General features: G+C 50.6%; 28 protein-coding genes. 13 read left to right on the top strand and 15 right to left on the bottom strand.

Annotated elements, in window-relative coordinates; all coding sequences use genetic code 11:
- Nucleotides 1-6 precede the first annotated feature (6 nt).
- The 8 genes from ACLO87_RS12255 to ACLO87_RS12220 are packed head-to-tail and all read left to right on the top strand — an operon-like array spanning nt 7 to nt 6618.
- Nucleotides 7-762: an ABC transporter ATP-binding protein gene (locus ACLO87_RS12255; protein ID WP_135865806.1), complete on the top strand. Its 756-nt coding sequence runs from the start codon at nt 7-9 to the stop codon at nt 760-762.
- A gap of 17 nt (nt 763-779) precedes the next feature.
- A complete protein-coding gene (locus ACLO87_RS12250) occupies nt 780-1550 on the top strand; it encodes an ABC transporter permease (protein ID WP_135865804.1) in 771 nt (256 codons plus the stop codon).
- The gene (locus tag ACLO87_RS12245; protein ID WP_430223847.1) at nt 1547-2329 is read left to right on the top strand and encodes an ABC transporter permease; all 783 of its coding nucleotides are present in this window, start codon (nt 1547-1549) and stop codon (nt 2327-2329) included. Before ACLO87_RS12250 ends, ACLO87_RS12245 begins: the two co-directional genes overlap by 4 nt.
- A gap of 15 nt (nt 2330-2344) precedes the next feature.
- Complete coding sequence (locus ACLO87_RS12240; protein ID WP_135865800.1) at nt 2345-2761, top strand: PaaI family thioesterase; 417 nt, start codon at nt 2345-2347, stop codon at nt 2759-2761.
- A 3-nt stretch (nt 2762-2764) separates the two neighbouring features.
- Nucleotides 2765-4279, top strand: a complete 1515-nt coding sequence (locus ACLO87_RS12235; protein WP_430223846.1) for a class I adenylate-forming enzyme family protein — start codon at nt 2765-2767, stop codon at nt 4277-4279.
- A 21-nt stretch (nt 4280-4300) separates the two neighbouring features.
- On the top strand, nt 4301-5320 hold the full coding sequence (locus tag ACLO87_RS12230; RefSeq protein WP_135865798.1) for a zinc-binding dehydrogenase: 1020 nt from the start codon (nt 4301-4303) through the stop codon (nt 5318-5320).
- Between the two features lie 19 nt (nt 5321-5339).
- A complete protein-coding gene (locus tag ACLO87_RS12225; RefSeq protein ID WP_135865797.1) occupies nt 5340-6095 on the top strand; it encodes an SDR family NAD(P)-dependent oxidoreductase in 756 nt (251 codons plus the stop codon).
- Nucleotides 6096-6147: 52 nt separating this feature from the next.
- Nucleotides 6148-6618 (top strand): Lrp/AsnC family transcriptional regulator, encoded by a 471-nt coding sequence (locus ACLO87_RS12220; protein ID WP_135866283.1) that lies wholly within the window; start codon nt 6148-6150, stop codon nt 6616-6618.
- Nucleotides 6619-6635: 17 nt separating this feature from the next.
- Here the strand turns inward: ACLO87_RS12220 and ACLO87_RS12215 are convergent, their stop codons facing one another.
- Complete coding sequence (locus ACLO87_RS12215) at nt 6636-8252, bottom strand: Na/Pi cotransporter family protein (protein ID WP_135866286.1); 1617 nt, start codon at nt 8250-8252, stop codon at nt 6636-6638.
- A 254-nt stretch (nt 8253-8506) separates the two neighbouring features.
- On the opposite strand from ACLO87_RS12215, the gene ACLO87_RS12210 reads away from it, so the two are divergent.
- Complete coding sequence (locus ACLO87_RS12210; RefSeq protein ID WP_430223845.1) at nt 8507-10171, top strand: EAL domain-containing protein; 1665 nt, start codon at nt 8507-8509, stop codon at nt 10169-10171.
- A gap of 40 nt (nt 10172-10211) precedes the next feature.
- Here ACLO87_RS12210 and proB read toward each other — a convergent pair whose 3' ends face one another.
- The 9 genes from proB to thiD form a co-directional block, all read right to left on the bottom strand.
- Nucleotides 10212-11363 carry a glutamate 5-kinase gene (gene proB / locus ACLO87_RS12205; protein WP_135866290.1) on the bottom strand — a complete coding sequence of 384 codons (1152 nt, stop codon included), beginning with the start codon at nt 11361-11363 and terminating at the stop codon, nt 10212-10214.
- 106 nt (nt 11364-11469) lie between these two features.
- Nucleotides 11470-12603: a GTPase ObgE gene (gene obgE / locus ACLO87_RS12200; protein ID WP_430223844.1), complete on the bottom strand. Its 1134-nt coding sequence runs from the start codon at nt 12601-12603 to the stop codon at nt 11470-11472.
- A gap of 106 nt (nt 12604-12709) precedes the next feature.
- A complete protein-coding gene (rpmA, locus tag ACLO87_RS12195; RefSeq protein WP_135866024.1) occupies nt 12710-12970 on the bottom strand; it encodes a 50S ribosomal protein L27 in 261 nt (86 codons plus the stop codon).
- A 45-nt stretch (nt 12971-13015) separates the two neighbouring features.
- The gene (rplU, locus tag ACLO87_RS12190) at nt 13016-13327 is read right to left on the bottom strand and encodes a 50S ribosomal protein L21 (RefSeq protein WP_135866025.1); all 312 of its coding nucleotides are present in this window, start codon (nt 13325-13327) and stop codon (nt 13016-13018) included.
- A 153-nt stretch (nt 13328-13480) separates the two neighbouring features.
- The gene (argJ, locus tag ACLO87_RS12185) at nt 13481-14707 is read right to left on the bottom strand and encodes a bifunctional glutamate N-acetyltransferase/amino-acid acetyltransferase ArgJ (protein ID WP_135866027.1); all 1227 of its coding nucleotides are present in this window, start codon (nt 14705-14707) and stop codon (nt 13481-13483) included.
- A 125-nt stretch (nt 14708-14832) separates the two neighbouring features.
- Nucleotides 14833-15363 (bottom strand): MarR family winged helix-turn-helix transcriptional regulator, encoded by a 531-nt coding sequence (locus tag ACLO87_RS12180; protein ID WP_135866029.1) that lies wholly within the window; start codon nt 15361-15363, stop codon nt 14833-14835.
- Between the two features lie 208 nt (nt 15364-15571).
- Entirely contained in the window at nt 15572-16849 is a 1278-nt protein-coding gene (gene hemL, locus ACLO87_RS12175) for a glutamate-1-semialdehyde 2,1-aminomutase (RefSeq protein WP_430223843.1), read from the bottom strand.
- 27 nt (nt 16850-16876) lie between these two features.
- A complete protein-coding gene (gene thiE, locus ACLO87_RS12170; RefSeq protein WP_135866033.1) occupies nt 16877-17539 on the bottom strand; it encodes a thiamine phosphate synthase in 663 nt (220 codons plus the stop codon).
- A complete protein-coding gene (gene thiD / locus ACLO87_RS12165) occupies nt 17536-18342 on the bottom strand; it encodes a bifunctional hydroxymethylpyrimidine kinase/phosphomethylpyrimidine kinase (RefSeq protein WP_135866036.1) in 807 nt (268 codons plus the stop codon). The genes thiE and thiD overlap by 4 nt, the downstream gene beginning before the upstream one ends.
- A 129-nt stretch (nt 18343-18471) precedes the next feature.
- On the opposite strand from thiD, the gene ACLO87_RS12160 reads away from it, so the two are divergent.
- The 4 genes from ACLO87_RS12160 to ACLO87_RS12145 are packed head-to-tail and all read left to right on the top strand — an operon-like array spanning nt 18472 to nt 20440.
- Nucleotides 18472-18636, top strand: a complete 165-nt coding sequence (locus ACLO87_RS12160; RefSeq protein ID WP_073102607.1) for a rubredoxin — start codon at nt 18472-18474, stop codon at nt 18634-18636.
- A 43-nt stretch (nt 18637-18679) separates the two neighbouring features.
- Nucleotides 18680-19270 (top strand): YqgE/AlgH family protein, encoded by a 591-nt coding sequence (locus ACLO87_RS12155; protein ID WP_135866665.1) that lies wholly within the window; start codon nt 18680-18682, stop codon nt 19268-19270.
- Nucleotides 19263-19697, top strand: a complete 435-nt coding sequence (gene ruvX, locus ACLO87_RS12150; RefSeq protein WP_430221578.1) for a Holliday junction resolvase RuvX — start codon at nt 19263-19265, stop codon at nt 19695-19697. The genes ACLO87_RS12155 and ruvX overlap by 8 nt, the downstream gene beginning before the upstream one ends.
- Complete coding sequence (locus ACLO87_RS12145) at nt 19694-20440, top strand: lysophospholipid acyltransferase family protein (RefSeq protein WP_135866669.1); 747 nt, start codon at nt 19694-19696, stop codon at nt 20438-20440. Before ruvX ends, ACLO87_RS12145 begins: the two co-directional genes overlap by 4 nt.
- A gap of 1 nt (nt 20441) precedes the next feature.
- On the opposite strand, the gene ACLO87_RS12140 is transcribed toward ACLO87_RS12145, so the two are convergent.
- From ACLO87_RS12140 to ACLO87_RS12120, 5 genes are all read right to left on the bottom strand, one after another.
- A complete protein-coding gene (locus ACLO87_RS12140) occupies nt 20442-21287 on the bottom strand; it encodes a symmetrical bis(5'-nucleosyl)-tetraphosphatase (protein WP_430223842.1) in 846 nt (281 codons plus the stop codon).
- 1 nt (nt 21288) lies between these two features.
- Complete coding sequence (lptG, locus tag ACLO87_RS12135) at nt 21289-22455, bottom strand: LPS export ABC transporter permease LptG (protein WP_135866671.1); 1167 nt, start codon at nt 22453-22455, stop codon at nt 21289-21291.
- Nucleotides 22456-22520: 65 nt separating this feature from the next.
- Nucleotides 22521-23240, bottom strand: a complete 720-nt coding sequence (mtgA, locus tag ACLO87_RS12130) for a monofunctional biosynthetic peptidoglycan transglycosylase (RefSeq protein ID WP_430224066.1) — start codon at nt 23238-23240, stop codon at nt 22521-22523.
- A gap of 34 nt (nt 23241-23274) precedes the next feature.
- On the bottom strand, nt 23275-24111 hold the full coding sequence (aroE, locus tag ACLO87_RS12125) for a shikimate dehydrogenase (protein ID WP_430223841.1): 837 nt from the start codon (nt 24109-24111) through the stop codon (nt 23275-23277).
- Nucleotides 24108-24983, bottom strand: coding sequence for a TonB family protein (locus ACLO87_RS12120; protein ID WP_430223840.1), 876 nt, complete (start codon nt 24981-24983; stop codon nt 24108-24110). Before ACLO87_RS12120 ends, aroE begins: the two co-directional genes overlap by 4 nt.
- Nucleotides 24984-24985: the final 2 nt, after the last annotated feature.

The following is a 24985-nucleotide window of genomic DNA, read 5'->3' as shown; positions in this document are numbered from 1 at the left end:
TGAGTCATGTCGTTAACGTTGAAAGATATTGTGGTCAGCTATCCCAGTAAACGTGGAGAAGTGCTGGCTCTGGATAAGCTGGACCTATCGGTAGAGTCCTCCTCATTTGTCTCAGTATTGGGGCCATCAGGCTGTGGTAAGTCCACGCTGGTGCGCTTGGTATCGGGGTTGTTAAAACCTACGGCTGGTCAGGTGGAATTTAACGGTCAGGTCATCAAAGGTGCACGGGACGACGTAGGTGTGGCATTTCAACAAGCAGCATTGTTGCCTTGGAAAACCGCACTGGATAACGTGTTGTTGCCTATGAGCTTGACCGGAAAATCACCGCGTCAGCACCAGGAAACCGCTCGTGATTTGTTGGACTTGGTAGGGCTCAAAGGCTTTCATGATCGTTACCCCTTTGAACTGTCAGGTGGTATGCAGCAGCGGGTGTCGTTAGCCCGTTCGCTGATACGCAATCCGTCGGTATTGGTGATGGATGAGCCTTTCTCAGCGCTAGACGCCATGACTAGAGAAAACATGATGGTAGAGCTACAGCGTATTTGGCTGGAGAAAAAACCATCGGTGCTGTTCATTACTCACTCCATACAAGAAGCGGTGTTTTTGTCTGATCGTGTGGTGGTAATGAGCGGTAGACCCGGCAAGATCGTGGCTGACGTGAAGATAGACATTCCTCGACCACGCAGCATCGATACCTTGTACAGCCCGGAGTTCATCGAGATGTCCAACTATCTGCGATCGATTTTTGATGATCACGAATGAGCTAAGGGGTAGTGATCATGAACCAAGTGTTGAAAAGAGTGCTGTTGCCCATAGCACCAGTGATCGCGTTTTTTGTAATTTGGTATTGCGTGATTGCGCTGTTCCATATTCCGAATCGTGTGTTCCCAGGGCCGGAGGCCGTCTTAGAACGCATCTATAGCGGCTTGTTTACAGATGCCGATTTGTGGCCGCATTTGTCACAGACTTTGCAAAGCACCATTTTGGGATTCTTGTTAGGCACGCTGCTGGCAGTGGTGTTTGGCAGCGTGTTGGCCATGTACAAGCGGGTAGAGCTGTTGATGTATCCGGTTGTGGTGGTGTTACAGGCTGTGCCTAAGGTGGCGATTGCCCCGTTGATTTTGTTGTGGCTGGGCTATGAAACCAAAAGCACAGTGGTGCTGGTGGCCTTGATTTGTTTCTTCCCGATTTTTGTGGGCACCTTTGTAGGCATACGCGCAACGCCACCTGTGCTGTTGGATCTATTCAAGAGCCTGAATGCCAACAGCTTGAAATTGTATTGGCATTGCTGCTTACCGAATGCGGCGGGCTCCATCATCTCGGGCTTGCAAGTGGGCTGGGGCTTTGCCTTGGTGGGTTGTGTGGTGATGGAGTTCATCGTAGGGATGGGGGGAGCGGGTTTCTTGATTGATAACTCAGCTAACTCACTGGACACCACAACGGCCGTAACCGCAATGGTATTGCTAGGGGTGCTGGGCTATGTAGGTGGAGCGTTGCTGACTTATGCCAAAGAGAAACTGGTGTTCTGGGAAGGGAGTAAACGCTCATGAGTGATAACTATTTTTCCGCGCCTCGCTGGCAGCGTGTTGTGTTGCCTGTGCTGGGTGTGATCGCTTTGATTGCGGGCTGGCACTACCTAGCTATCTATGTAGTGGCTAATCCCACACTTATGCCTGCCCCCATGAGCGTATTTAAAAACGTGGCAGCGTGGGCAGGCCAAGGGTGGTTTGAGACCCACTTCGTGGCCACGGTGATTGCCACGTTAGTAGGGCTGCTCATTGGTGCTAGTTTGGGTTTCTTGTTTGGCATTGTGGTCAGCGAGGTTGAGACCCTATATCGCGTGTTTCACCCCATTGTGCAGGCGTTGCAAGCCATGCCCGTAGTCGCTATCGCACCGTTGGTGATTGTGTGGTTCGGCATTGGCTTGGCATCCAAGATTGCTTTGGTCGCCATTGGTACGTTCTTTGTCATGTTTATTCACACGGTAGCCGGTATGCGGTCAGTGTCGTCAGAGTTGGTAGACATGGCCAAAGCCTTTGGTGGTGGGCGCTGGCGCATCGTTTTTTTAGTGAAAATCAAGTCGGCTCTGGATTATGTATTTAGTGGTCTAGAGGTTTGCGCAGCCTTGAGCTTCATCTTGTGTGTAGTGGGCGAGTTTTTGGCCGCCAAAGCAGGGATTGGGTATTACCTGCGGGCTGCTTCCTACGATATTGATGCAACAGCCATGTTTTCAGCTGTATTTGTGCTGGCGCTTTTAGCAACCTTGCTGGCCTTTGCCGTCCGGGTTTTGCATCACCGTTTGGTTTTTTGGAAATACAGCAAACAGTAAGTACAGGAGAGCACTATGAGTCAAGAATTGCGTCAACTTTTTGAGAACCTAATTGAGGAATCACCCTTCATCCAAAGTTGTGGCATGGAGCTGGTAGACCTTGATGTAGAGGCCGCTACAGTAGACATGAAAATGCCGCTGTTGCCTAACTTGGCGAGAGATCGCGCTGCCACCCAGTTTCACGGTGGCGCTATCGCCTCGCTGATTGATACCGCCGGTGATTTGGCGGTGGCGTTAAGTGTGGGTGGTGCCGTACCTACCATTAACTTCCGTGTGGATTTTATTCGTCCCTCTAGCGGGCCATACCTCATTGCCAAAGCCGTAGCGCGCCGCGTAGGCCGTTCGGTAGGGGTAGCCGATGTGGATGTGTATGACGAGCAGGGCAGACTGACGGCCATTGGTCGTGGTTGCTACAGCGCGCAAAAGGGCTAAGTCATGTCTACAGAGCAATTTCCACAAAGTAGTAATCTGGGTGGAGCCATTGCTGAGCAGGTGAGCCCGCAGCAAGCCTGGTTGATAGAAGTGGATGAACGCGGGCAAGAGCGCGTGTTCAGCTACCATGATCTACACGATCAGGCCGCACGCATTGCGGGTTTTTTGCAGCAGCAAGGCTTGGCCAAAGGTTCACGTATTGGGCTGATGGGGCTAAATAGTGCGGAGTATCTGCTGGCGTATTACGGCATTATGCAAGCTGGCTATTGTGCAGTACCCATAGGGTTCAAACTGGCTTCAGACACCATTCACTACATCGTGCGTGATGCGCAGGTGCAGACGGTGTTTTGCGATAGCGAGTTTGAGCATTTATTGCCCAAAGGTACGCCACACATCAATTTGGCTACGCTATTGAACACAGTAAGCAGTGCCAGCAATACTACCGAAATCGTCGTGCCACACCCTAGTGACGCAGCAACAGTACTGTATACATCGGGGTCTACAGGTGTGCCTAAAGGGGTACCGCTTACCCATGGCGGTTATATCTGGGCACTGCAAAAAATGCGTGTGAATGGGGGCGAGTTTTTCCAAACACAGCATGCCAAGGTTCTGTGCGCCGCACCGTTGTCGCACATGAATGCCTTGTTCTTGTCCAAGTTGGTGACGGCATACGGCGGCACTGTAGTGATGCTGAAAAAATTCACGGCACAAAGCTTTCTACAAGCCTGCCAAGATCACCGCTGCCAAGTGGTGACAGCTGTGCCTACCATGTTGGCGATGGCATTACGGGCATTGGAAGATCAACCACTCAGTTATGACTTTAGTGCGGTGTTGAGTGTAGCAATGGGGTCGTCCCCCATCACTGACGAATTGCATCGCAGTGTCAGTGCGCTGTTCCCCAATGCCACCGTCAACAACAACTGGGGTACTACCGAAACAGGGCCTGCCGTTTTTGGGCCGCACCCCGCTGGTTTGACCCGTCCTGCCTTGTCCTTGGGGCATCCCATTGCGGATGTAGAAGTACGTTTAGGTACGGATAACGCCGAAGAAGGTGAGCTATGGGTACGCAGTAAAGCGGTGATGCCAGGCTATCTAAATCGTGACGATGAAACGGCTAAAGCCTTGCACGATGGTTGGTACAAAACCGGCGACGTGATGCGCAGAGACACAGACGGATTTTTCTACTTCGTGGGTAGGGTAGACGACATGTTTGTCTGCGGTGGGGAAAATATTTACCCCAGTGATGTGGAGAAACTGTTGATGAAACACCCTGATGTGGTGCAAGTCGCGGTGGTCGCTGTGTCGGATCAGATCAAAGGGCAGGTGCCAGCAGCATTTGTGGTGAAACGCCAAGCCTCGCATATCAACGAGGACGACATCAAGCAATTTGCATTGCAAAACGGGCCTGTGTATCAGTATCCGCGCCATGTACGGTTTATTGAAGACATGCCTTTGCTGGCAAATAACAAGCTAGACAAGTTGAGCATCAAAAAAATGGCCGCTGGCTATGCCAAATAATATTTCTCTAGTGAGGGAACGATGAAAGCACAAGTTATACAGTCCCACGGGGGCATTGAACAAATCACCTTTGAAGCCAATTGGCCTACACCTACTGCGGATGCAGGTCATGTGATCATCAAAGTGGGGGCATGTTCGCTGAACTACCACGATCTGTTTACGCTGCGAGGTATGCCCGGTATTACCGTACCTATGCCTATCATCATGGGTATTGATATGGCCGGCAGTATTGCCGAAATAGGCCCTGATGTAGAAGGCTGGAAAGTAGGCGACCGCGTGTTGGTAGACCCGCTAGTGTTGAATCCTTACCAGTTGTTGGGCGAGACCGTAAATGGCGGTTTGGCTGAGTACTGCAAAGTGCCTGTAAGCCAGCTTATCCCCTTGCCTGACCGTGTGAGTTACGAGCAAGCCGCTGCGCTGCCGGTGGCCTACGGTACGGCTTATCGCATGATGGTGACTCGTGGTGGTTTACCACTGGATGGTAGTGCCAAAGGCAAGAAAGTCTTTGTGCTGGGGGCGTCAGGTGGTGTAGGTACTTGCTGCGTACAGTTAGCCAAACTCAGTGGTGCCGAAGTGATTGTGGCGGCCTCCAGTGATGACAAGCTAGAAAAACTACGTGAGCTAGGTGCTGATCACGGCATTAACTACAAAGAGCAAGACTTCATCAAAGGCTTACATGAGCACGTAGGTAAACCACGTATTAGTGGCACCGGTGGCGTGGACATGATTGTGAACTTCACAGGCGGTGATACCTGGGTGTCGTCCATTAAGTCGTTGAAGAAAGGCGGTAAGTTGCTAACGTGTGGTGCTACAGCGGGTTTTGATCCTAAAACCGATCTGCGCTATATCTGGACTTTTGAATTGACGGTATTAGGCTCCAATGGCTGGATGCGCGAAGACTTACATGCTTTGCTGGCTTTAGTAGAAAAAGGCGATTTGAATCCACCTGTAGACATGCGCTACCCCTTAGAAGACACGGCCCAAGCCTTTGCAGCGCTGGAAAATCGTTCTGCTTTCGGCAAAGTGATTGTTCAACCTTAACGACTACAGGAATACGAATATGGCGCAGCTACACGGAAAAGTGGCTCTGGTTACCGGAGCCAGCCAAGGAATAGGCTATCAAATTGCATTGAGGTTGGCGCGATTAGGTGCGTTCGTGTGTGTGCATGCACACCGATCCAAAGAATCGTTAATGCAGTTAGTAGCGACTATAGAGGCTGAAGGTGGAAAAGCTGCGCCTATTTTTGCGGATTTATCCGATGCAAAAGGGCCGTACGAGATTCAGGCACAATTTGATAAAATTGTGGCCGATGCCGTTGGCGAAACAAGATTAGATATATTGGTCAATAATGCGGGTGTATTGAAACGTGAGCCAATTGAAAGTGTGACGTCAGAGCAGTTTGACCTGACACTAATGGTGAATTTAAAAGCCCCATTTTTTCTGACACAATGCATGTTGCCCCGTTTGCGCGATCACGGGCGGATCATCAATATTTCTTCTATGGGTACACGCATGGCCTTTCCAGAAATGGCTGTGTATGCGCCAGCTAAAGCTGGGCTAGAGGCGTTGACGCGTTTGCTGGCAGCGCATTTAGGACCACGAGGAATTACGGTAAATACTGTTGCGCCAGGCCTGACAGAAACCGCTATGAGTCCTATTGATGAACACACAGCAGCGCGAGCCATCAGCAGCATTGCATTAGGGCGCATTGGTGCTCCTGGTGATATTGCCGATGTGGTTGCTTTCTTAGCTACTGATGAAGCTAAGTGGATTACCGCGCAGCGCATTGAAGTAAGTGGTGGGCAAAAAATTTGAGTTAAACCATACTTTGCCAATCATTAATATTGATTATTTTAAGGAAAGAAAATTGGATATTATTGATAGGCAAATTCTGCAAATGCTACAAGAAGACGCAGATGTGGCTATTAGCGAAATCGCTGCCCGTGTGGGTTTATCCAGTACGCCATGTTGGAAGCGTATACAGAAATTAAAAGAAGAAGGGGTTATCCAGAAACGCGTTGTGCTGTGTGACCCTGAAAAATTAGGGTTAAATACGACGGTATTTGTGAAAGTATCCACGAATCATCACAACGAAGAGTGGATTAAGAAATTTGCCTTATCGGTTCAGGATATTCCAGAAATTGTAGAGGCTTATAGAATGAGTGGTGATGTGGATTATTTATTGCGTGTGATCGTCAATGACATTCAAGGTTACGACGCCGTCTATAAGAAGCTGATTCAAGCATGCGATTTGCACGATGTCAGCTCCAGCTTTGCGATGGAAGTAATTAAGTATTCCACCGCATTGCCGGTGCAAGACGGATCAAGCAAAGCCTAAATAGGCTTTGCTGTCATTTACGCAGGCTCTATGTCTGTACTGCTTTCTACGATAGTTTGGTTCTCGGTAGAAAGGTAATGGCAGATACGCCATACGTGGTAAGCGATGCGTTCTAGCCAGCGCATGGAGTCCAGAATATGCAGGGCTTGGGCAGAGTCTCTGTAACCGTTAGCAGTTTCAGTCATGATTTGTGTACGTGCTTGTTGGCGTAACAAACCTAGAGCTTCATTTTGATGGGCCAACACCTGCAACCAGCCCTCTTCAGCTTGTCCTGATACGCCTTGAATGGCGAGTTTCAGTAGGTGGTCTGTGCTGTTTAAAGCCTCTTGAAGAATAGCAGGCACATTTTCTATAGCGGTCAGGCGCACATTAACGGTGCGACCGTAGAGTCTGAGCAAATGATCCAGTACATGCATTTGGGCTAAGTGTGTAGGCACCAACGCATCATGTTCATCGGTTAAGCGTATACCAGCAAAGAACTCCTGTGAGTCTTCCAACGCCTTGTGTAAGCGTTGGCGTTCTGTAGGACTTAAGGGGGATTCTGTGGGCATAGTGCATAGCTGGCGGCCTACAGTAAATAGCTCGTTAGACAGTAACACCAGCGTTTTATGCATAGAGCCCAAGGCCAACTCAGGCACTTGCAACTGCGAGTCATCCAATTGGCTAGTCAGCGTGTTTTCTCGTTCTGGCAGTATGCGTTCTATCAGACGCGCAAAGCGTGCAGCGTTGGGTAAGAAAATCGCTACACCCACAGCAATAAATAAAGTATTGAAGGCAGCTAGTGCCACAGCCCCTGCTTGCAGATGCATATAGGTTTGCATGGCATCAATAAGCCACAGCAGCAGAGGTAGAATCAGCAGCGCAATTAAGCCACTAGATAAGTTAAACAGCACGTGAGTCAGCGCAGTGCGGCGTGCCAGAATGGAGCCACCAATAGCGGCTAACACTCCTGTCATGGTGGTACCGATGGCTGCACCAATAACCAGAATGGCGGCTTGTTCAAAACTGATGGCACCTACATCCAAGGCGGTAAGTGTGGCGGCGACCATGGCAGCGGATGACTGCAGAATCACCGTCATCACCGTACCAATTAGCATGATAAGAATGCGATGCCACCAGCTATCAGGTTGCAGCGATTCTAAGTTCAGCATGCTGCTTAAGCCAGTCATCCCGGATTGCAGGGTATCAATCCCTACAAACAGCATGCCAAAACCAGCCATGGCTATCCCCAGAGCAGGCCAGCGGCCACGGCCTAATAGCTTGATAAAAGCACCTATGCCTATGAGGGGCAGCATATAGAGCCCTAGGCTGACCTTTAGCCCCAATGTAGCGATAATCCAACCGGTACCCGTAGTACCTAAACTTGCGCCCATTACCACGCCAATGGCTTGCGTGAAGCTAATTAAGCCCGCGCTGACAAAACCGATCAAGGTAACGGTGGTGGCGGTGGAAGACTGCAGTAAGATGGTAATTAACGCACCGGATGTAAAGGCACGAAATGGTGTTCCTGTAAAACGCGCTAACGCTTGGCGTAAAGAATTACCGGCAAATGTCGTCAGACCGTCGGTAAGCATAGACATACCGATCAGGAACAGGCCTATACCGCCTAATAGCTGGAAAAGGGTGCTAGTCATGAAAAAGGAAGGGCAAAAATAAGAAACGGTATGTGGTGATCACCATACCGAATGCGCTCTCACATGGTACGTAGAAAGCAGTGCTGCTGCAAGGTGGCAGGATCAATGGCTGATATAAATAGTAGCGATTAAATTCGCAAAAAACGGGAAAAGAACGGTAGTCTGAAGTGCGGCTTGTTGCGCAATGAGCGCGCGCACCTTTTTCTGCTCAGATTTCTTTTGTATTTTTATATTTTTCTAGTTGGGATTCCGATATGCATCGTTATAAAGCGGCGCTGATCAGGATGACCATGCTTGGCTTGGGCGCCATAGTTCCTTCTTTGCTCTTTGCCATGTTGTCATGGCAATTCAGTCTATACAGTGAAGAACAGAGGTTACGTAGTGTCGATCACCTTATTGTGATGCGCACAGAAGATACCTTGCGAGCCGCCGAAGATGCATTGAAAGCATTGTCAGCGTATCAGGTAGAGCCCTGTTCGCCACTGCATTTGGAGAGGATGCGGCAAGTGGCGGTGAACTCTCCTGCTATTCAGGAAGTAGCGTACACCATGCCCGATGGAAAAAAATGTGTCTTATGGGGGCAAGTAAATGTTTTCATGGGGATACAAGATGTTAGTTTTGGTACGCCCGGTGGACTGGAAGTAACAGCAGGTATAGAGCTAAGCGAGTTGGAAGCAGAGCGGGTGCTTCTACTGCGCTATGGTAATTACGAGGCTATGGTGCGGGAATGGCGGTTTATGGATATGTATCTAACGCGCCCAGCATTGTTAGCATTAGCTACCACAGACGGTACCTTAGTAGCAGCCTCAGCCGCTTTTCCACAAGAGCTGCTTACGCAAGTATTCAGTGTTGAAAACGGTGCGCAATGGCAAGATAAACGCTACATCACTGTCATGGAGCGCTACGGGAATTGGCTAGCAGTGGCAATGGTGCCTAGACAAGGTTTTCTTAGCTATATACAGGAAAACCGCGAAAGCATGATGCCCACGATATTGATGCTCACCATGTTGAGCTTGTTACTCACCCTGTACTTAATGCTAAAGCCACGATCACTTACTGCGGCGTTGCGGCTGGCTTTACGTAGACGCGAGATGGAAGTGTATTATCAGCCCATCATGCATTTAGAAACCGGTGCGTGTGTGGGGGCTGAAGCCTTGATGCGCTGGAAGCGCGGTGATGGCTCATGGATCAGTCCAGAAGAGTTTGTACCTGCGGCAGAAAAAAGCGGTCAAATCATTGAGTTGACCAACTTGTTGGTTGATCGTGTGGTGGTTGAGGCGGGCGATTTTCTGGTGCTGGATCGTAATCTACACATTAGCCTGAATTTGAGTTCGCATGACGTGCGCAGTGGTCGTATTTTGCCTGTGCTACGTGAAAGTTTTCTTGAGCAAGGGGTCAAGGCTGAGCAATTGTGGTTAGAGATCACCGAGCGGGTGAGTATGGACATTGAGGCGGCTAGAGACACATTGAACACGGCGCGCGATGACGGTTTTGTCGTGGCAATTGATGACTTCGGTACAGGGTATTCAAGTTTGCAGTACTTGCAGAGTTTGCCAGTGGATGTGCTCAAAATAGACAAAGCATTTATTCATTCTATTGGTACTGGTGCGGCGTCTAGTGCAGTGGTGTTGCACATCATTAAGATGGCGCAAAGCCTAGGTCTGGTGATGGTGGCTGAAGGGGTGGAAACCCAAGAGCAAGCTGACTACCTACGTGCTAATGGTGTAGATTTTGTGCAGGGTTGGCTGTATTCCAAAGCACTGTGCTGGTCCGATTTTGTGGCGTTCTATAAACGTCACCAGACTACCGGTGGCACTACTCCTTGGCCAAAAGAATATGACTATCATCCGCCACGGCCGAAATCGCAGTCTCAGCCTGATGTGTCGGCTGGTCATATGATTGAAGCAGCAGGTGAATAGGGGCTACCGAGGTAATAAAAAAGGGGCTTAAGCCCCTTTTTTATGCGTTGCTACTCTGGCTAAACACCATGTTGTCACGGTGAATCAGCTCGGATGCAGACATGCTACCCAAAATCTCAGCGATTTTATGGCTAGGAGTACGCAAGATGCGTCGGGTGTCAGAGCTGGAGTAGTTGATTAAGCCACGTCCGTATTCCACGCCATGCTCATCTACGCAGGCTACTACGTCGCCACGCTCGAAATCACCCTCAGCATGTATCACACCTATGGGTAGTAAGCTTTTATGGCCGTTGGTCAGCGCTTTGATGGCGCCTTCGTCTAGTGTGACGCGACCACGTACACGCAGGTGGTTCGCCAGCCAGCGTTGGCGCGCTGATTTTACGGGTAGGGTGGCACGTAGTTCTGTACCTATGCATTCGCCTTGAGCCAATCGGTGTAAGACGTTTTCTTCTCTACCAGAGGCAATCACGGTATGGCCACCGCTGTTGGCGGCGCGTTTGGCGGCCAAGATTTTGGTCAACATACCGCCTGTACCAACAGCACTGCCAGCACCGCCCGCCATTTTTTCCAGAGCTGGATCACCAGCTTGAGCCACCGAAATAAACTCGGCGTCTGGGTTACTGCGAGGGTCGGCACTGTAGAGCCCTTTTTGATCGGTCAGGATAATCAGGGATTCCGCTTCAATTAGATTGGTGACCAGAGCACCTAAGGTGTCGTTATCGCCCAGACGAATTTCGTCGGTGACCACGGTATCGTTTTCGTTCACGATAGGTACTACACCCAGCGCTAACAGTGTGTAGAGCGTGCTGCGCGCATTCAAATAGCGGTGTCTGTCTGCCAAGTCTTCGTGCGTCAGCAGAATTTGTGCAGTACGGATGCCATGTTTAGCAAACGCCACCTCATAGGCTTGAATCAGCCCCATTTGCCCGACAGCTGCGGCGGCTTGCAGTTCGTGCATCACACTAGGTCGGCGTGTCCAGCCCAGGCGGGCAATACCTTCGGCAATCGCGCCGCTGGATACCAGTACAACTTGTTTGCCTTGACGATGCAGTTCAGCAATTTGTGCCGACCACTGTGCAACGGCATTGCTATCAATACCGCGACCATTATTGGTCACTAGCGACGAGCCTACTTTCACAACCAAGCGTTTGGCCTGGGCAATAACGGAGGTGTTCTCAGACGATACAGACATGGGGACGCAGCAAATAAAGAGGTGATACTACAGTCTAGACTAAAACAGGTACCCGAGTGGGTACCTGTGGATTTTAGCGCTGAATGACGCGAGAGCGTCGCCTTTGCTATTCGTTGTCTACTGCCGGCGGAGGTACGTCAATGTTTTGTCGTTTTTCGTCAAACCTAGGGTCAACATGTACGAAAGTACCCGCTGCTTTTTCTTCCGCTTCTTGCTGTTGACGACGTTGTTCGTCCAGCCAGTTTTGGATGTCGCGAACCAGATCTTCTGTGCCTTGGCCTGTTAGCGCAGAAATACCATAGATAGGTGCTTTCCAATCTAAGCGTTTCACCAACTCTGCACGCAGGGCTTCAGGATCATCCACCATGTCGAGTTTGTTTAGTGCTAACCAGCGAGGTTTGTCGCCTAGCTCTTCACTGTACAAGCTCAGCTCAGCAGTAATCACGTTGATTTGCTCTAACGCAGCTTCTACTGGGTCTACATCTTGATCTAGGGTGCTCACGTCCACAATATGCAGCAACAAGCGTGTGCGCGACAGGTGGCGCAAGAACAAGTGGCCTAAACCTGCGCCTTCAGATGCACCTTCAATCAGACCAGGAAGGTCGGCAATCACAAAGCTGTGCGAAGCCGAGGTACGCACCACACCTAAGTTAGGGTGCAGTGTAGTGAAGGGGTAATCAGCAATACGTGGGCGAGCATTCGACACTTTACTGATAAAGGTGGATTTACCTGCATTAGGCAACCCTAACAGGCCTACGTCAGCCAACACTTTCAGTTCTAAACGCAGTTTGCGCTGATGACCCATCTCGCCTGGTGTGCATTGACGGGGAGCACGGTTGATACTGCTTTTAAAGTGCAAGTTACCCAGACCACCTTGACCGCCAGCGGCCAAAATAACCTCTTGATCATGGTGATCCAGATCGAATAGCAGCTCGCCTGTTTCGGCATCCATAATCGTGGTGCCTACTGGCATACGCAAGACAATATCAGTACCTGCTGCGCCGTATTGATCTGAGCCTCTACCGTTTTCACCGTTACGTGCGCGGTGCAGTCGAGAAAAACGGTAATCAATTAGGGTGTTGACGTTACGGTCGGCGATAGCGTACACGTTGCCGCCTCTACCGCCATCGCCGCCATCAGGTCCACCTTTAGGGATGAACTTTTCGCGGCGAAAGCTTGCAGCGCCATTGCCGCCGCGACCGCCTATAACCTCAATGGTTGCTTCGTCTACGAATTTCATAAAGTGATTTGACCTGATGTGTAATGTACTAATGTAAAGATAGATAGTGTAAAGCAAAAAGCCCTGCCGGTTTGGGGCAGGGCTTTGATACCGTCAGTAATGATGCTTATTCAGCAGCGATTACAGAAACAGTACGTTTGTTCAGAGCACCAGAGATGCTGAACTTAACATGACCATTCACCAAGGAGTACAGGGTGTGGTCTTTGCCCATGCCCACGTTCACGCCGGGGTGGAATTCAGTACCGCGCTGGCGAACGATGATAGAACCAGCATTGATGGCTTGGCCACCGTAGATTTTGACGCCCAGTCGTTTCGATTGTGAGTCGCGTCCGTTCCGCGTAGAGCCGCCGCCTTTCTTCTGTGCCATTTTTTAAACTCCAGTTATGCCGGAAGTTCCAAAACTGTACGCTAATTAAGCGTTAACAGCTTCGATACGAACTTCGGTGTAATTTTGACGGTGACCTTGTGTTTTGCGATAGCCCTTGCGACGGCGCATTTTGAAGATCTTGATTTTTGGGTGACGGCCTTGTGCAAGAACAGTAGCTTTAACCACGGCACCATTAACAAAAGGAGTACCCACTTGCAGGGACTCACCTTCACCAACGGACAAAACCTGGTCTAGCGAGATTTCTTGCCCAATGTCTGCCGGTATCTGTTCTATTTTCAATTTTTGGCCAGTAGTAACACGATACTGTTTACCACCGGTTTTTATAACCGCGTACATAGGGAAAATCCTAAAAATCTGGCGAAAATCGCCAAAATCATAAAAATAAAATTATTAGCCTTTTAAGCTAAGCCTTTTATTGTAGGGGAAAAACTTAAAATCTGCAATAAAACAAGCACCTGTAGGGCAACCTTGAGGGCTGCCTTAGGTGGATCAAGAGCGGTAGTCTGCGTTGATCGTTACGTAATCGTGAGAGAAGTCGCAGGTGTAAACCGTTTCGTTGTGCGTGCCACGATTTAAATCGATGCGCATCACGATTTCAGCTTCTTGCATCACACGTTGACCATCTTCCTCTAGGTAGCTGGCGGCGCGACCACCTTCTTCCGCTACCAAGACATCGCCCAACCACAGGCGTAGTTTGCTGACGTCTAGGTCTTTAATGCCGGCATAACCAATGGCGCACAGAATACGGCCCAAGTTTGGGTCGGAGGCGTAGAAAGCGGTTTTAACCAGTGGTGACTGTGCAACAGCGTAAGCCACTTTCAGGGCTTCAGCTTCGTTGGCAGCGTTTTCAACCTGAATGGTCATGAACTTCGTGGCACCTTCGGCATCACGCACGATTTTTTGAGCCAACTCGGCTGCGGCGGCAGTCAATGCTTGGTACAGGCCAGCGTAGTGCGGGCTCGCAACGGAGTCCACCATTACACCGTTTTGGCCTGTAGCCATGATGATGAAAGAGTCGTTGGTAGAGGTGTCGCCATCAATGGTGATACGGTTGAAAGAGCGGTTCGCAATAGAGCGTGTCATCTCTTTCAGCAATTCAGGGGCAATACCGGCATCGGTAGCCAAGAAGCCCAGCATGGTTGCCATGTTGGGTTTGATCATGCCAGCGCCTTTGCTGATACCGGTGATGGTAGTCAGTGTGTCGCCCAGTTTGATCTGGCTGGAATGAATTTTAGGCTGTGTGTCGGTAGTCATGATGCTGTGTGCAGCATCAAACCAGCGGTTAGCACCAAAGCTACCTACAGCGGCAGGCAAGGCGGCAACCAGTTTGTCCACAGGCAGCGGCTCTAGAATCACACCAGTAGAGAAAGGCAGTACCTGCGATGGGCGCAGATCCAGCAGTTCAGCCAGCTCAGTACATGTACGGCGAGCATTCTGCAAACCGCTTTCGCCAGTCGCAGCATTGGCGTTACCGGTGTTGATGACCAATGCTCGTGTGTCGGCATCGGAGTGCAGGTGTGCTTCACTAACCTGCACTGGTGCCGCGCGAAAACGGTTGGTGGTAAAGACGCCAGCAACCGTACTGTTGGGAGCTAACTTAAATACGGTCAGGTCTGGACGACCTGATTTATGAATACCAGCAGCAGTAATACCGATTTCAACGCCAGCAACAGCGTGAATCTCGGATTCAGCGGGAATTTGCAGATTGACAGCCATAACACACCTGTAGGTGAGAGAGATCAAAAATAGGCTTTAATCATACCCGTTTTGCTGAGCGCAGTGCAGCTACTGATGGGGCTTCGTCGGTATGACGAAAGGTATATCGGCGTAAACCGTTAGGGTTAATTTGTCATCTCAGGAATGTGGCTGAACAGACGTGCCATTGTTTTCAGTTCGCCCAACTGTTCATAGAGTTTCTGGTGACTGTTCTTGGACAACGAAGCGAACAGTGTACGAATCCATGACTCATGTGCTTGGGAGATTTTCTGATACAGCTTGCGGCCTTTAGGCGTTAAGCGAATCAACGAGCTACGGCGATCAGTATCCAGCTTGGTACGCTCTACCAGACCATCTTTCTCAAGTTGGTCAGCAATACCGGTAATGTTGCCGTTCGTGACCATCATGCGTCTAGAGAGATCGCTCATTTTCATCCCGCCTGATTCATGCTGCAGTTGAGCCATGAGGTCAAAGCGCGGCAATGTAGTTTGAAACTCGCTACGCAGACGGCTACGGATTTCATTTTCTATAAAAGTGGTGCAGCTGAGCAGTCGTAGCCATAGGCGTATGTCCTGATGATCGCTAGAAACCACACGGCTTTCTAGGTCAGGAGCATCAGCTAGGGTCGCAGTAAAAGGGACATCATGCATATTCATGGCGGTATTCCATAAAGAAGCGCTATATGAATTTAAACCCAGTTAAGGGCTCAGATAATGCATTCAATTCTATTAGTGAGGGGTATCTTTGCCTTGCGAATAATCAAGCTTTTAACATTCGTCTGCTTACAAAAAAGCCACTGCCGCATGACACGGCAGTGGCTTGAAGCCCGCTAAACACGCCTTTTACAGCGAAACAACTTAAGAATTAAAGCTGTTTAAATACTTGCTCTGCGGCGTTCAGAGTTTGTGCAACGATGGCGTCATCGTGAGTCAAAGATACAAAGCTTGCCTCGTATGCGGATGGGGCCAAGTAAACACCGGCATCCAACATGCCATGGAAGAAACGATTGAATTTTTGAGTATCGCTTTTTGACACTTCGGCAAACGATGTAGGCACTGTGTCAGTGAAGTACAGACCCAGCATACCGCCCACGTAATCGCTAGAAAACGCATGGCCAGCAGCACGAGCGCGTTCAGCCAAACCTTCGGCCAGCATGCGGGTTTGTTTTTCTAGTTGATCGTAAACGCCAGGAGCTTGTAGCAGTTTCAGTGTGGCCAAACCAGCCGCTACCGCAACAGGGTTACCAGACAGCGTACCGGCTTGGTACACCGAACCCAGAGGAGCAATGCAATCCATGATTTCGGCTTTACCACCAAAAGCGCCTACCGGCATACCGCCACCAATCACTTTAGCCAAAGTGGTCATGTCAGGGCGAATGCCGCTAATGCCTTGCACGCCTTTAGCGCCTGCACGGAAGCCAGTCATCACTTCATCAAAAATCAGCACAGCACCATGTTCGGTACATTGCTCGCGCAAGGTTTCCAAGAAGCCAGGAATAGGCTTGATCAGGTTCATGTTGCCCGCAACAGGCTCAACGATAATGCAAGCGATATCGTCAGCGTGCTGAGCAAAGGCAGCTTTAACGCCTTCGATGTCGTTGAAGTTCAGTACCAGTGTGTGCTGGATGAATTCTGCAGGCACACCAGCGGAGGTGGGGTTACCGAATGTCAGCAAGCCAGAACCCGCTTTCACTAGCAAGCTGTCAGCGTGGCCGTGGTAGCAGCCTTCAAATTTGATGATTTTATTGCGACCGGTGTAGCCACGAGCCAAACGAATGGCGCTCATGGTGGCTTCGGTGCCGGAGCTTACCAAACGTACTTTTTCAATGGATGGCAGCAATTGGCAAATCAGATCAGCCAGCTCTACTTCACCTGCTGTAGGCGCACCAAAGGACAAGCCGTGTGCAGCGCTTTCTTGCACGGCTTTAATCACTTCAGGGTGTGCGTGACCCAGAATGGCCGGGCCCCACGAGCCTACGTAATCAATGTACTGGGTGCCTTCTGCATCCCATACCCACGGGCCTTGTGCACGTTGGATAAAGCGTGGCGTACCACCTACTGAACCAAAGGCTCGCACGGGGGAGTTAACACCACCAGGAATATGGTGGCAGGCACGTTCGAACAAATCTGCATTGCTAGTCATGTGAAGTATCCGGTAAAGGTGAGCGTGTTAAGCGAATTTGGCAAAAAGATCCGTAAAAGCTTGTGCTCGCTGGTAAACGTTTGGAGCCTCAAACAGGCTACTAATAACGGCTATTGTATCGGCTCCGGCTTGAATTACGCTGGCAGCATTGTCCAGTGTGATCCCGCCAATGGCGACCACGGCGGGCCGGCCTGATGCACTTGCATGTGCACGGCAGTGGGCCAAACCTTGTTGTATGTGTTCGGCTAACGCACGAGGGGCGTTAGGTTTGATGCTAGAGGGAAACATGGCACCAAAGGCCACGTAATCCACACCAGCTTGTATGGCCTGCAACGCAAGCTCTGGTTGATTGTAGCAAGAGGCTCCCACGAATTTCGGGCTAGGCAGAGCGGTTCTGGCCATGCTGAGTGAGCCGTCATCTTTACCCAAATGAGCGCCGTCAGCCTGACATTGCAGCGCCAATTCCCAATCATCATTGATCAGCAAGGGGAGGTGCAGCTCGCGGCAGCGTTTTAGCAATGCGTTTAACTGCGTGGTGGCCAGTTCAGGGGTAGCCAGTTTGCGGCGCCATTGCAGCACAGTCATGCCACCGCGGTGCGCATCAGATACTGCATCCAGTAATTTGGCCGTGTCATCCCATTCAGGGGTGACACCATACAAGCCACGAGGAAAACGTAATGTCTGGGTCATAGTGTTTGATTCAATATGAGTTTGCCCATGCCTGCTTGAAAATGCCGTTCTGCGCTGCTTTCGGTAAAACCTATGGCATCAGTGATGGCGCGATTCATGGGTTTGGCTTGTGCTAGCCCTGCGGCAATTGCAACGCTAAGCGTGGAATCGGTGTCATGCAGACGATGTGGGATGGCTTGCAGTGGCCAGTGCTGGCGTGTGCCGTCTTGGCCTAGCAACTGGTAGCGAGCTGGTTCTGTACCGTTGGCCGTGGTGGCGCTGAGTAATTGGTTAGCACCTAAATCCAGCACGGCTTGGAATACATCGTCTTGCTCAGGTAGATGACCTGAGTTTTGCAGTTGTTCCAACAGTGTGCTGTCAGCTACGACTAGGTCGGTTTGTGGCAGTACAAGTTGAAAAATCGCGTCCATGACATCATCTGTATCTATGTCATGGTCGGCCAGCATGTGATCTTGCAATGACTGCAACTGCAGCACTAATGGAATCGCTGTGTAGTCTGCAGCGACCTGAGCCAGTACACTAGCGGCCTCTGCGCTGTATAGCGGGCCAGCCTTGATGGCGCTGATGGGCATATCTTCCAGCAAACAGCGCATCTGGTCATACAGGTGCTCGGGCGGCACAAGTTGCAATTGCTCGCAGGAAATGGTGTCTTGTACGTGCAAACTGGTGACTACACTCAGCGCATGGCAACCCAAGCGGGCACAGCTGATGCTGTCCGCCATAAGGTGGGCTGCGCCAGTAGGATCCAGAGGGCCAAACAACAACACCAAAGGCGGTGAGGAAGGCGGTAAATCAGTAGCCATGATGTGAAAAATCAATGAAACTTGAGCAAAGTACGCCAGATTGGCGCAGGGTTTAGTATTATGAAGCCCATTTTAATGGATTGCCTGCATGCGGGGGGTCCAGAGTTTTTTGAAGAGAGAATTTGAGTTATGCGTACCTGGATGTGTTTGATTTGTGGCTGGATCTATGATGAAGAAGCAGGCCTGCCTGAAGAAGGTATTGCGCCTGGTACTCTATGGGAGGATGTGCCTCCAAACTGGGTTTGTCCAGAGTGTGGTGCTCGTAAAGAAGATTTTGAGCTGATTGAAGTCTAATTTCAGTCGTGACGCTACGACATTTAGCATTGGAGGGTTCAGCATGAGTACAGCGGAGCAGGCGGTGGAAACACCTGAGCGTATTGATCTCTCCAAACAATTGCTGGTGGCGATGCCTGGGATGGTGACCGGTAGTTTAGCTGGCACGGTGATCTATGTGTGTGAACACAATGAAAACGGTGCGCTGGGCGTAGTGATCAATAGACCTACCGACATGACCATCGGAGATCTGCTGCAACGTATAGAGTTAGAACTGACTTTAGACTTAGAAGAGCAGCAGCGCGCCGTCTTTTTTGGTGGCCCGGTGCAAACAGACCGAGGGTTTGTCTTGCATGCTCCAGCAGGTAGTTATAGCTCCAGTATTGCATTGGGCGACATGGCATTGACCACATCGCGTGATGTATTGCAGGACGTAGCGGGCGGTAAAGGGCCTGAGCAAGTTCTGATTGCCTTAGGGTACGCAGGATGGAGTGCAGGACAGCTAGAGGACGAAATGTCCCAAAATGCATGGTTAAACGTGGACGCAGACTCTAAAATTTTGTTTGAGTTGCCTGCTGGTGAGCGTTACCATGCGGCGCTAGCACAGTTGGGTATAGACCCGGCCATGTTGAGTATGGCTGCTGGTCATGCCTGAGTTAACTGTACTGGCCTTTGATTACGGCCTGAAAAAAATTGGCGTGGCGCTAGGCAATACGTTGACCTGGCACGCACGCCCCTTAACTATTTTGCGGCCAGTCACTAAAATTCAACGTTTTGCAGCAATTGAGGCACTACTCAAAGAGTGGCAGCCTGATCAGTTGGTGGTGGGTTTGCCGCTTACCACCTCTGGCGAGGAGCAATATGCATCCTTGCGTTGCAGACGTTTTGCCAACCAGTTACAAGGACGGTACGGGCTACCTGTAGTTCTGGTGGATGAACGAGGGTCTAGCATGGAAGCTCAGCAAATACTGGGCAATCATGACGATGATGATGCGGTGGCCGCAGCTGTGATTTTGCAGCGTTGGTTGGACGCTGCCCAAGAAGGGCAGCCTATTTCTACACAAGCAGGAATTGAATCTTGAGTGTATTGCGATTTGTCTGGCGCGCTGCCGGGCTACTGTTGTGGCTGATAGGTGGACTACTGTCCACACTGTTACTTTTCCCCATTATTGGTTTTTCACGCCGATTATGGATGATTCAGAATTGGTCTAAAGGTTTGCTGGCCATTTGCGGCGTCAAAGTCGTCGTGCAAGGCAAGCCAGTATTGAACGGTTCAGTCTTATGGGTATCCAATCATTGTTCTTGGTTGGATATTTTTGTATTAGATAAGGTGCGTGCTACCTGTTTCGTGGCGAAGAGCGAAATTCGTAAATGGCCAGTGATAGGGTGGTTGGTATCAGGTGCGGGTACGGTGTACATAGATCGTACACACCGACATGCCATCAAAGGCGTGAGCGAGCAGATGAATCAACGCTTCGTTCGCTCTGAAGCCGTGGGCTTGTTTCCTGAAGGCACAACGTCTGCGGGTGACGAGGTTAAGCCTTTTCATGCCAGCTTGTTTGAAGCTGCTATACGTGTGAAAGTGGATATTCAGCCTGTGGCGCTGCGCTACTACCAGCATGGCGAGCGTACTGCGCGTTTTGCTTTCACTGGCGATCAAAGCTTGATGGCCAATATTTGGATTTTGCTGGGCTCACGCGGTGCAATGGTGGAGTGCGAGTTCTTAGAGGTTTTGCCTGCTGAGCATTGTGCTGAAGTAGGTAGGGCCGTCGTCGCAACCGAAACGTGGCAGCAAGTACATGCTGCCGTCGTAGAAAAAGCCTAAGTTAAAACGCGAGCGGGTTTAGCGCCTGAGTTTCTTGGTGCGCTACCTGCACAATCTTTCTATCCGGTAAGCGTATGGCGGTCAGTGACTCGCCCCATACGCAGCCGGTATCCAAACATACGGCATCAGGCCGTTGCATCAGGCCCAAGGTAGACCAGTGACCAAAGATCACAGGTACTTCTAGTGCGCGATTCGGTAAATCAAACCATGCAGTGTGGCCCTCTTGTAGATCAGGTGGGCCTTTGTGTTTGGTGTTTAATCGCCCGTCTGGATAGCAAGTACGCATGCGGGTCAGAATGTTGATGATTAAACGTAGTCGGTCTTGCCCTTGTAGCGAGTCGCTCCATACATCGGGGTGATTGCCAAATAAGCCTTCTAACAAGCTTTGCCAGTTAGGGGCTTGCAGGCATTGCTCTACTTCACGAGCATGGGCCAAGGTCTGCGCTAAGGTCCAACTGGGGGCGACACCGGCATGCACGATCAAGTGATCGTGAACCTGCAAGGCTAAGGGGCAATGGCGCAGCCAGTCTACGAGTTGCTCGGCATCAGGTGCAGCCAAGATTTCTTGGGCCGTATCCGACTTGCCTACTTTGCGTACGCCAGCCGCCACACCCAACAAATGTATATCGTGATTACCTAATAGAGTGATGGCTTTATCGCCCATGGATTGGGCTAAGCGTACGCAGTCCAGGGACTGTGGGCCACGGTTAATCAGGTCGCCTGCAAAGCAGAATAGGGCATCGTGATCGGCTTGTATCGCTGGGTGTGCCAGCAGAGCTTCTAGGCTTTGATAGCAACCCTGCACATCACCAATCACCCAGACTGGTTTGGAGGTTTCAAGAATCATATCAGTCAGTCGATGCCAGCATAGTGCGGCGACGTGTGAAACGGTTACGGTTTTCCATTAACAGCAAGGCTATCAGTGCACTGCCTAGCGCGATGATGTTGGGGCCTAAGGCCGTAATCCACGGCGCCCATTTACTGAGCGTACCAATGTTCAGTGCCATTTGATTAGCCATGAAAAAGCCTACACCAATCAAGATACCAGCAAACACTTTAGTGCCTACACCACCACGACGGGTTTGCATGAAACTGATGGGGGCGGCAATGGTAATCATCACCAACAACGTGAAGGGGTAGGCGATCTTGCGCCACAACGCCACCATTTGTCGGTCAGTTTGTAACTCATTGGCTTGTAAGTAGCTGATGTAGTCCATCAGATCGCTGGCTGACATCATTTCAGGCGTCAGAATACGGGCAATTAACCGGTCAGCGGTTAACGACGTGCGAATTTCTAGTGTGGATTCGTTAGCCAGTGTGCTTAACGGTTTTTCAGGGGCTTGTTCGCCGTGTAATGCCTGTGAAGCTGCTGGATCTATAGTAATGACAGTAGCTTTATCCAAGCGCAGGCCGTCACTGTGGAATTGGCCAGTAGGGGCTTGGGTTAAGGTGTCTAAGGTTTGTTCAGGCAGCATTTCCAGCACAGTGATGTTGTCCACTTTGCCGCTGGCTTGAATACGCTGAATGTTGATGATGCGTGAGCCGCCGTCCTCGATATTTTCCTTAAACCAATAGCCGCTGCTTAAGCGACCACCACCGGATCGTCCCAGTAACTGCAGTTGGGCTTCGCTGGCTTTAATCTGTACGGTGGGGGTGATGTACTCGGACAGCAGGAACGCACCCACCATCAACGGTATAGTGATTACCCACAGCATGCCTAGCATGCCTAAGCCACTTACACCCGACACGCGCAAAATGACTAGCTCGTTACGTTGTGCCAAACTGGCTAATGCTAATACGGCACCGATCAGCAACCCTATGGGCAGCAGTTCGTACAGGCGGGTAGGAAGTTGCAGGCTTTCCAGATAAAACAGGTTCAACAAGGTGAAATTTTTATTCACTTTGTCTAACTCGTCTATCAGAGCAAAAAAGGTAAATAGTCCCAGTAGGGCGAGAAGCACTACAGCACAGGATCGGTAGATTTCAGAGGCCAAATAGCGGCGAGCAGTGCGCATTGCAGGGACTTACTAAAGGTCAAAATGCTAAAGGATAAAGCTTAACAAAATTGCTGCGTGGCTGCTTAAGGAATCTGCACCAAACGCATACGTTGCTGGATGGTGTTGGTGCGACTATTTAAGTAGCGGGTATTACGATGGGTGTCGTAATACACAGGGTTAGGCAGCATGGCAGCCAAGTTGGCGGCTTGTCTAGGGGTAAGCTGATTTGCACCCACCCGGAAGTAGTGTCTGGCTGCGGCTTCAGCACCAAAAGTGCTTGTCCCCCATTGCGCGATATTAAGGTAGATTTCCAAAATACGCTCTTTGCTCATGACGGTTTCAATCATGTAGCTCAGCACTAGCTCTTGGCCTTTACGCCAATAACTACGGGAGTTAGACAAAAACAGGTTTTTGGCGACTTGCTGCGTAATAGTAGAACCGCCTCTGCGCAAAGCAGAGCCTTTTTCCGCTTGTGAACGGTTGTAGGCTAAGGCACGACGTATGGCTTCCCACTCAATGCCTTCGTGATTGAGGAAGTTGGAGTCTTCCGATGCAATCACGGCACGCTTCAAGTTGTTGCTGATGTCTGCGTAATCTACCCATTTATGGGTAATAGTTGCGGCGGGATCATGGTCGCGCAGTTCTTCTATGGTTTGACGCATGACGGCGCTAGCCGTAGGGTTTTGCACGCTATACCAACACACCATCAGGAATAAATACACCTGATAGAGCAACAACAACGCTATAGGTAGCAGCACAATAAGGCTGACTACCTTGAACTTGTTCAGTCTGCGCTTAGGCAGAGGGGCGGTGTCGTCTAGCATGACAAAAGAAGGCTTAGAGCGCTTGGCGCAATTGATCCAGTACGTTTTCGGTACGCGGTAGCATACCATGCCAGATTTCAAAGCTAACGGCTGCTTGGCCTACTAACATGCCTAAACCGTCCGCTTGCTGTGATGCGCCTTGTTGTGCAGCTTCTTGCATGAACAGTGTAGGTTCAGCGCCGTACATCATGTCATACGCTAAGGAGTGCGCGCTAAAACTCAAGGTGGGCAGAGCAATACGCTGGGCTCCAAGACTTGCCGAGGTGGCATTAATCACGATATCCCACTCGCCTGTAGCACTGTCTAAACCGCCCGCAAGTATGTGATTGTTGTAGTCAGGGCAGTGTTGTAGAAACTCGTCTACCAAGCTGTGTGCACGGCTAGCGGTGCGATTGACTACCTGCAAGGTATGACAACCAGCTTCTAATAATGGCAATAGGCAACCGCGCGCAGCGCCGCCTGCGCCAATCATCAGTACACGTTTGCCTTTGGGGTCAAAGCCTAAGCGGATAATGTCGTTAAGCAAGCCCAAACCATCGGTGTTACAGCCGTGTAGGCCATCATCTTCCATCCACAACGTGTTGACGGCACCAGCGATACGAGCGCGTAAAGAAAGCCTAGATTGGCACTGCGCAAATGCCTCTTCTTTAAAGGGCACCGTAACGTTTAAGCCCTTGCCGCCTTCGGCAAAGAACTGCTCTATGGTGGCGTTAAAACCATCCAACGGTGCTAGCAGGCGCTCATACACCAAAGAAATGCCACATTGTTCGGCAAATGCGTGATGGATAAAAGGTGAACGGCTGTGGGCAATAGGGTTGCCTATAACCGCATAGCGAGCAGTGTTGGTCATGGTTGTGTGGTCAGTTGATGCTGAGAAAAATGCCAAGTACGTGTGATAGCCAGTCCGTCGGTCTCGTCGCTGAGCTCAGGAGGAAACGGCGGGAATGGTGCAGCCAAGCGCACGATGCGTTGTGCCGCTAACGTAAAGAGAGGATTAGGGTCAGGTTTATTGATGGCGATGCGCTCTACGCTACCATCCTTACGTATGAATACCGTCAGTTGCACTGAGCCAGATAAACGACCACGTGCTTCGTCGGGGTAGTGTTCGGCGCCCAGCGTTTCAATTTTGTGGCGCCAGTCTTCTAAGTATTCGGCTTGCGCGGATTGGCGAGCAGAAGGGGCGTCATATTGATAGCGCGGTTTGCGGTTGTAGAGTTCTACCTCATCACGCAAACGTTGCAGTTGTTGAGCTAGGGCTTGTAGCTGAGGGTCTTGATCTGCGGTGTCAAAGCGTACGCCATCACCGGTGTAGTCCTGCGCGTAACGCGCTTGGGCGACCTCCCATTCAGCCTCTAGGGCGCTGAGCAGTTGTAATTGCTCTTGTTCTAGCTGCTGTTGGCGGCGTTTGAAAGCTTGTAAGACTAACTGATCTGGAGTGGGCATGGCTTGGGATTCTGCAGGAGCAGAAGCGCTCACATCCAGCTCGCTTGAGCCACCACCATCGGCCTGCCACTGTGCGAGTAGCTTTGCTTGTAGCGGGGCGGACTCGGTACTGAAGTTCACCAAAGTGACATCCAGCTCTGAAGGCATTGGCGGTGTAGAGGCAGGCGTGCGCTGCCACCACCACAGCAAACCTACATGTATAAGTACAGAAGCCAGAACCGCCCACCATAAAAAATCTCGGTAGGGTTGTGCCGCAGTAGGGGTGGGCAGGCGGTCCATGA

Source organism: Paenalcaligenes sp. Me52 (assembly GCF_050487965.1).
Taxonomy (GTDB): Bacteria; Pseudomonadota; Gammaproteobacteria; order Burkholderiales; family Burkholderiaceae_B; genus Paenalcaligenes.
This window is presented reverse-complemented; position numbering and strand designations above follow the sequence as displayed.

Bases quoted from the DNA above. Each gene is read 5' to 3' on its own strand.
- ACLO87_RS12255 (WP_135865806.1), top strand. From the start codon at position 7: ATGTCGTTAACGTTGAAAGATATTGTGGTCAGCTATCCCAGTAAACGT.
- ACLO87_RS12250 (WP_135865804.1), top strand. From the start codon at position 780: ATGAACCAAGTGTTGAAAAGAGTGCTGTTGCCCATAGCACCAGTGATC.
- ACLO87_RS12245 (WP_430223847.1), top strand. From the start codon at position 1,547: ATGAGTGATAACTATTTTTCCGCGCCTCGCTGGCAGCGTGTTGTGTTG.
- ACLO87_RS12240 (WP_135865800.1), top strand. From the start codon at position 2,345: ATGAGTCAAGAATTGCGTCAACTTTTTGAGAACCTAATTGAGGAATCA.
- ACLO87_RS12235 (WP_430223846.1), top strand. From the start codon at position 2,765: ATGTCTACAGAGCAATTTCCACAAAGTAGTAATCTGGGTGGAGCCATT.
- ACLO87_RS12230 (WP_135865798.1), top strand. From the start codon at position 4,301: ATGAAAGCACAAGTTATACAGTCCCACGGGGGCATTGAACAAATCACC.
- ACLO87_RS12225 (WP_135865797.1), top strand. From the start codon at position 5,340: ATGGCGCAGCTACACGGAAAAGTGGCTCTGGTTACCGGAGCCAGCCAA.
- ACLO87_RS12215 (WP_135866286.1), bottom strand. From the start codon at position 8,252: ATGACTAGCACCCTTTTCCAGCTATTAGGCGGTATAGGCCTGTTCCTG.
- ACLO87_RS12210 (WP_430223845.1), top strand. From the start codon at position 8,507: ATGCATCGTTATAAAGCGGCGCTGATCAGGATGACCATGCTTGGCTTG.
- proB (WP_135866290.1), bottom strand. From the start codon at position 11,363: ATGTCTGTATCGTCTGAGAACACCTCCGTTATTGCCCAGGCCAAACGC.
- obgE (WP_430223844.1), bottom strand. From the start codon at position 12,603: ATGAAATTCGTAGACGAAGCAACCATTGAGGTTATAGGCGGTCGCGGC.
- rpmA (WP_135866024.1), bottom strand. From the start codon at position 12,970: ATGGCACAGAAGAAAGGCGGCGGCTCTACGCGGAACGGACGCGACTCA.
- rplU (WP_135866025.1), bottom strand. From the start codon at position 13,327: ATGTACGCGGTTATAAAAACCGGTGGTAAACAGTATCGTGTTACTACT.
- argJ (WP_135866027.1), bottom strand. From the start codon at position 14,707: ATGGCTGTCAATCTGCAAATTCCCGCTGAATCCGAGATTCACGCTGTT.
- ACLO87_RS12180 (WP_135866029.1), bottom strand. From the start codon at position 15,363: ATGAATATGCATGATGTCCCTTTTACTGCGACCCTAGCTGATGCTCCT.
- hemL (WP_430223843.1), bottom strand. From the start codon at position 16,849: ATGACTAGCAATGCAGATTTGTTCGAACGTGCCTGCCACCATATTCCT.
- thiE (WP_135866033.1), bottom strand. From the start codon at position 17,539: ATGACCCAGACATTACGTTTTCCTCGTGGCTTGTATGGTGTCACCCCT.
- thiD (WP_135866036.1), bottom strand. From the start codon at position 18,342: ATGGCTACTGATTTACCGCCTTCCTCACCGCCTTTGGTGTTGTTGTTT.
- ACLO87_RS12160 (WP_073102607.1), top strand. From the start codon at position 18,472: ATGCGTACCTGGATGTGTTTGATTTGTGGCTGGATCTATGATGAAGAA.
- ACLO87_RS12155 (WP_135866665.1), top strand. From the start codon at position 18,680: ATGAGTACAGCGGAGCAGGCGGTGGAAACACCTGAGCGTATTGATCTC.
- ruvX (WP_430221578.1), top strand. From the start codon at position 19,263: ATGCCTGAGTTAACTGTACTGGCCTTTGATTACGGCCTGAAAAAAATT.
- ACLO87_RS12140 (WP_430223842.1), bottom strand. From the start codon at position 21,287: ATGATTCTTGAAACCTCCAAACCAGTCTGGGTGATTGGTGATGTGCAG.
- lptG (WP_135866671.1), bottom strand. From the start codon at position 22,455: ATGCGCACTGCTCGCCGCTATTTGGCCTCTGAAATCTACCGATCCTGT.
- aroE (WP_430223841.1), bottom strand. From the start codon at position 24,111: ATGACCAACACTGCTCGCTATGCGGTTATAGGCAACCCTATTGCCCAC.
- ACLO87_RS12120 (WP_430223840.1), bottom strand. From the start codon at position 24,983: ATGGACCGCCTGCCCACCCCTACTGCGGCACAACCCTACCGAGATTTT.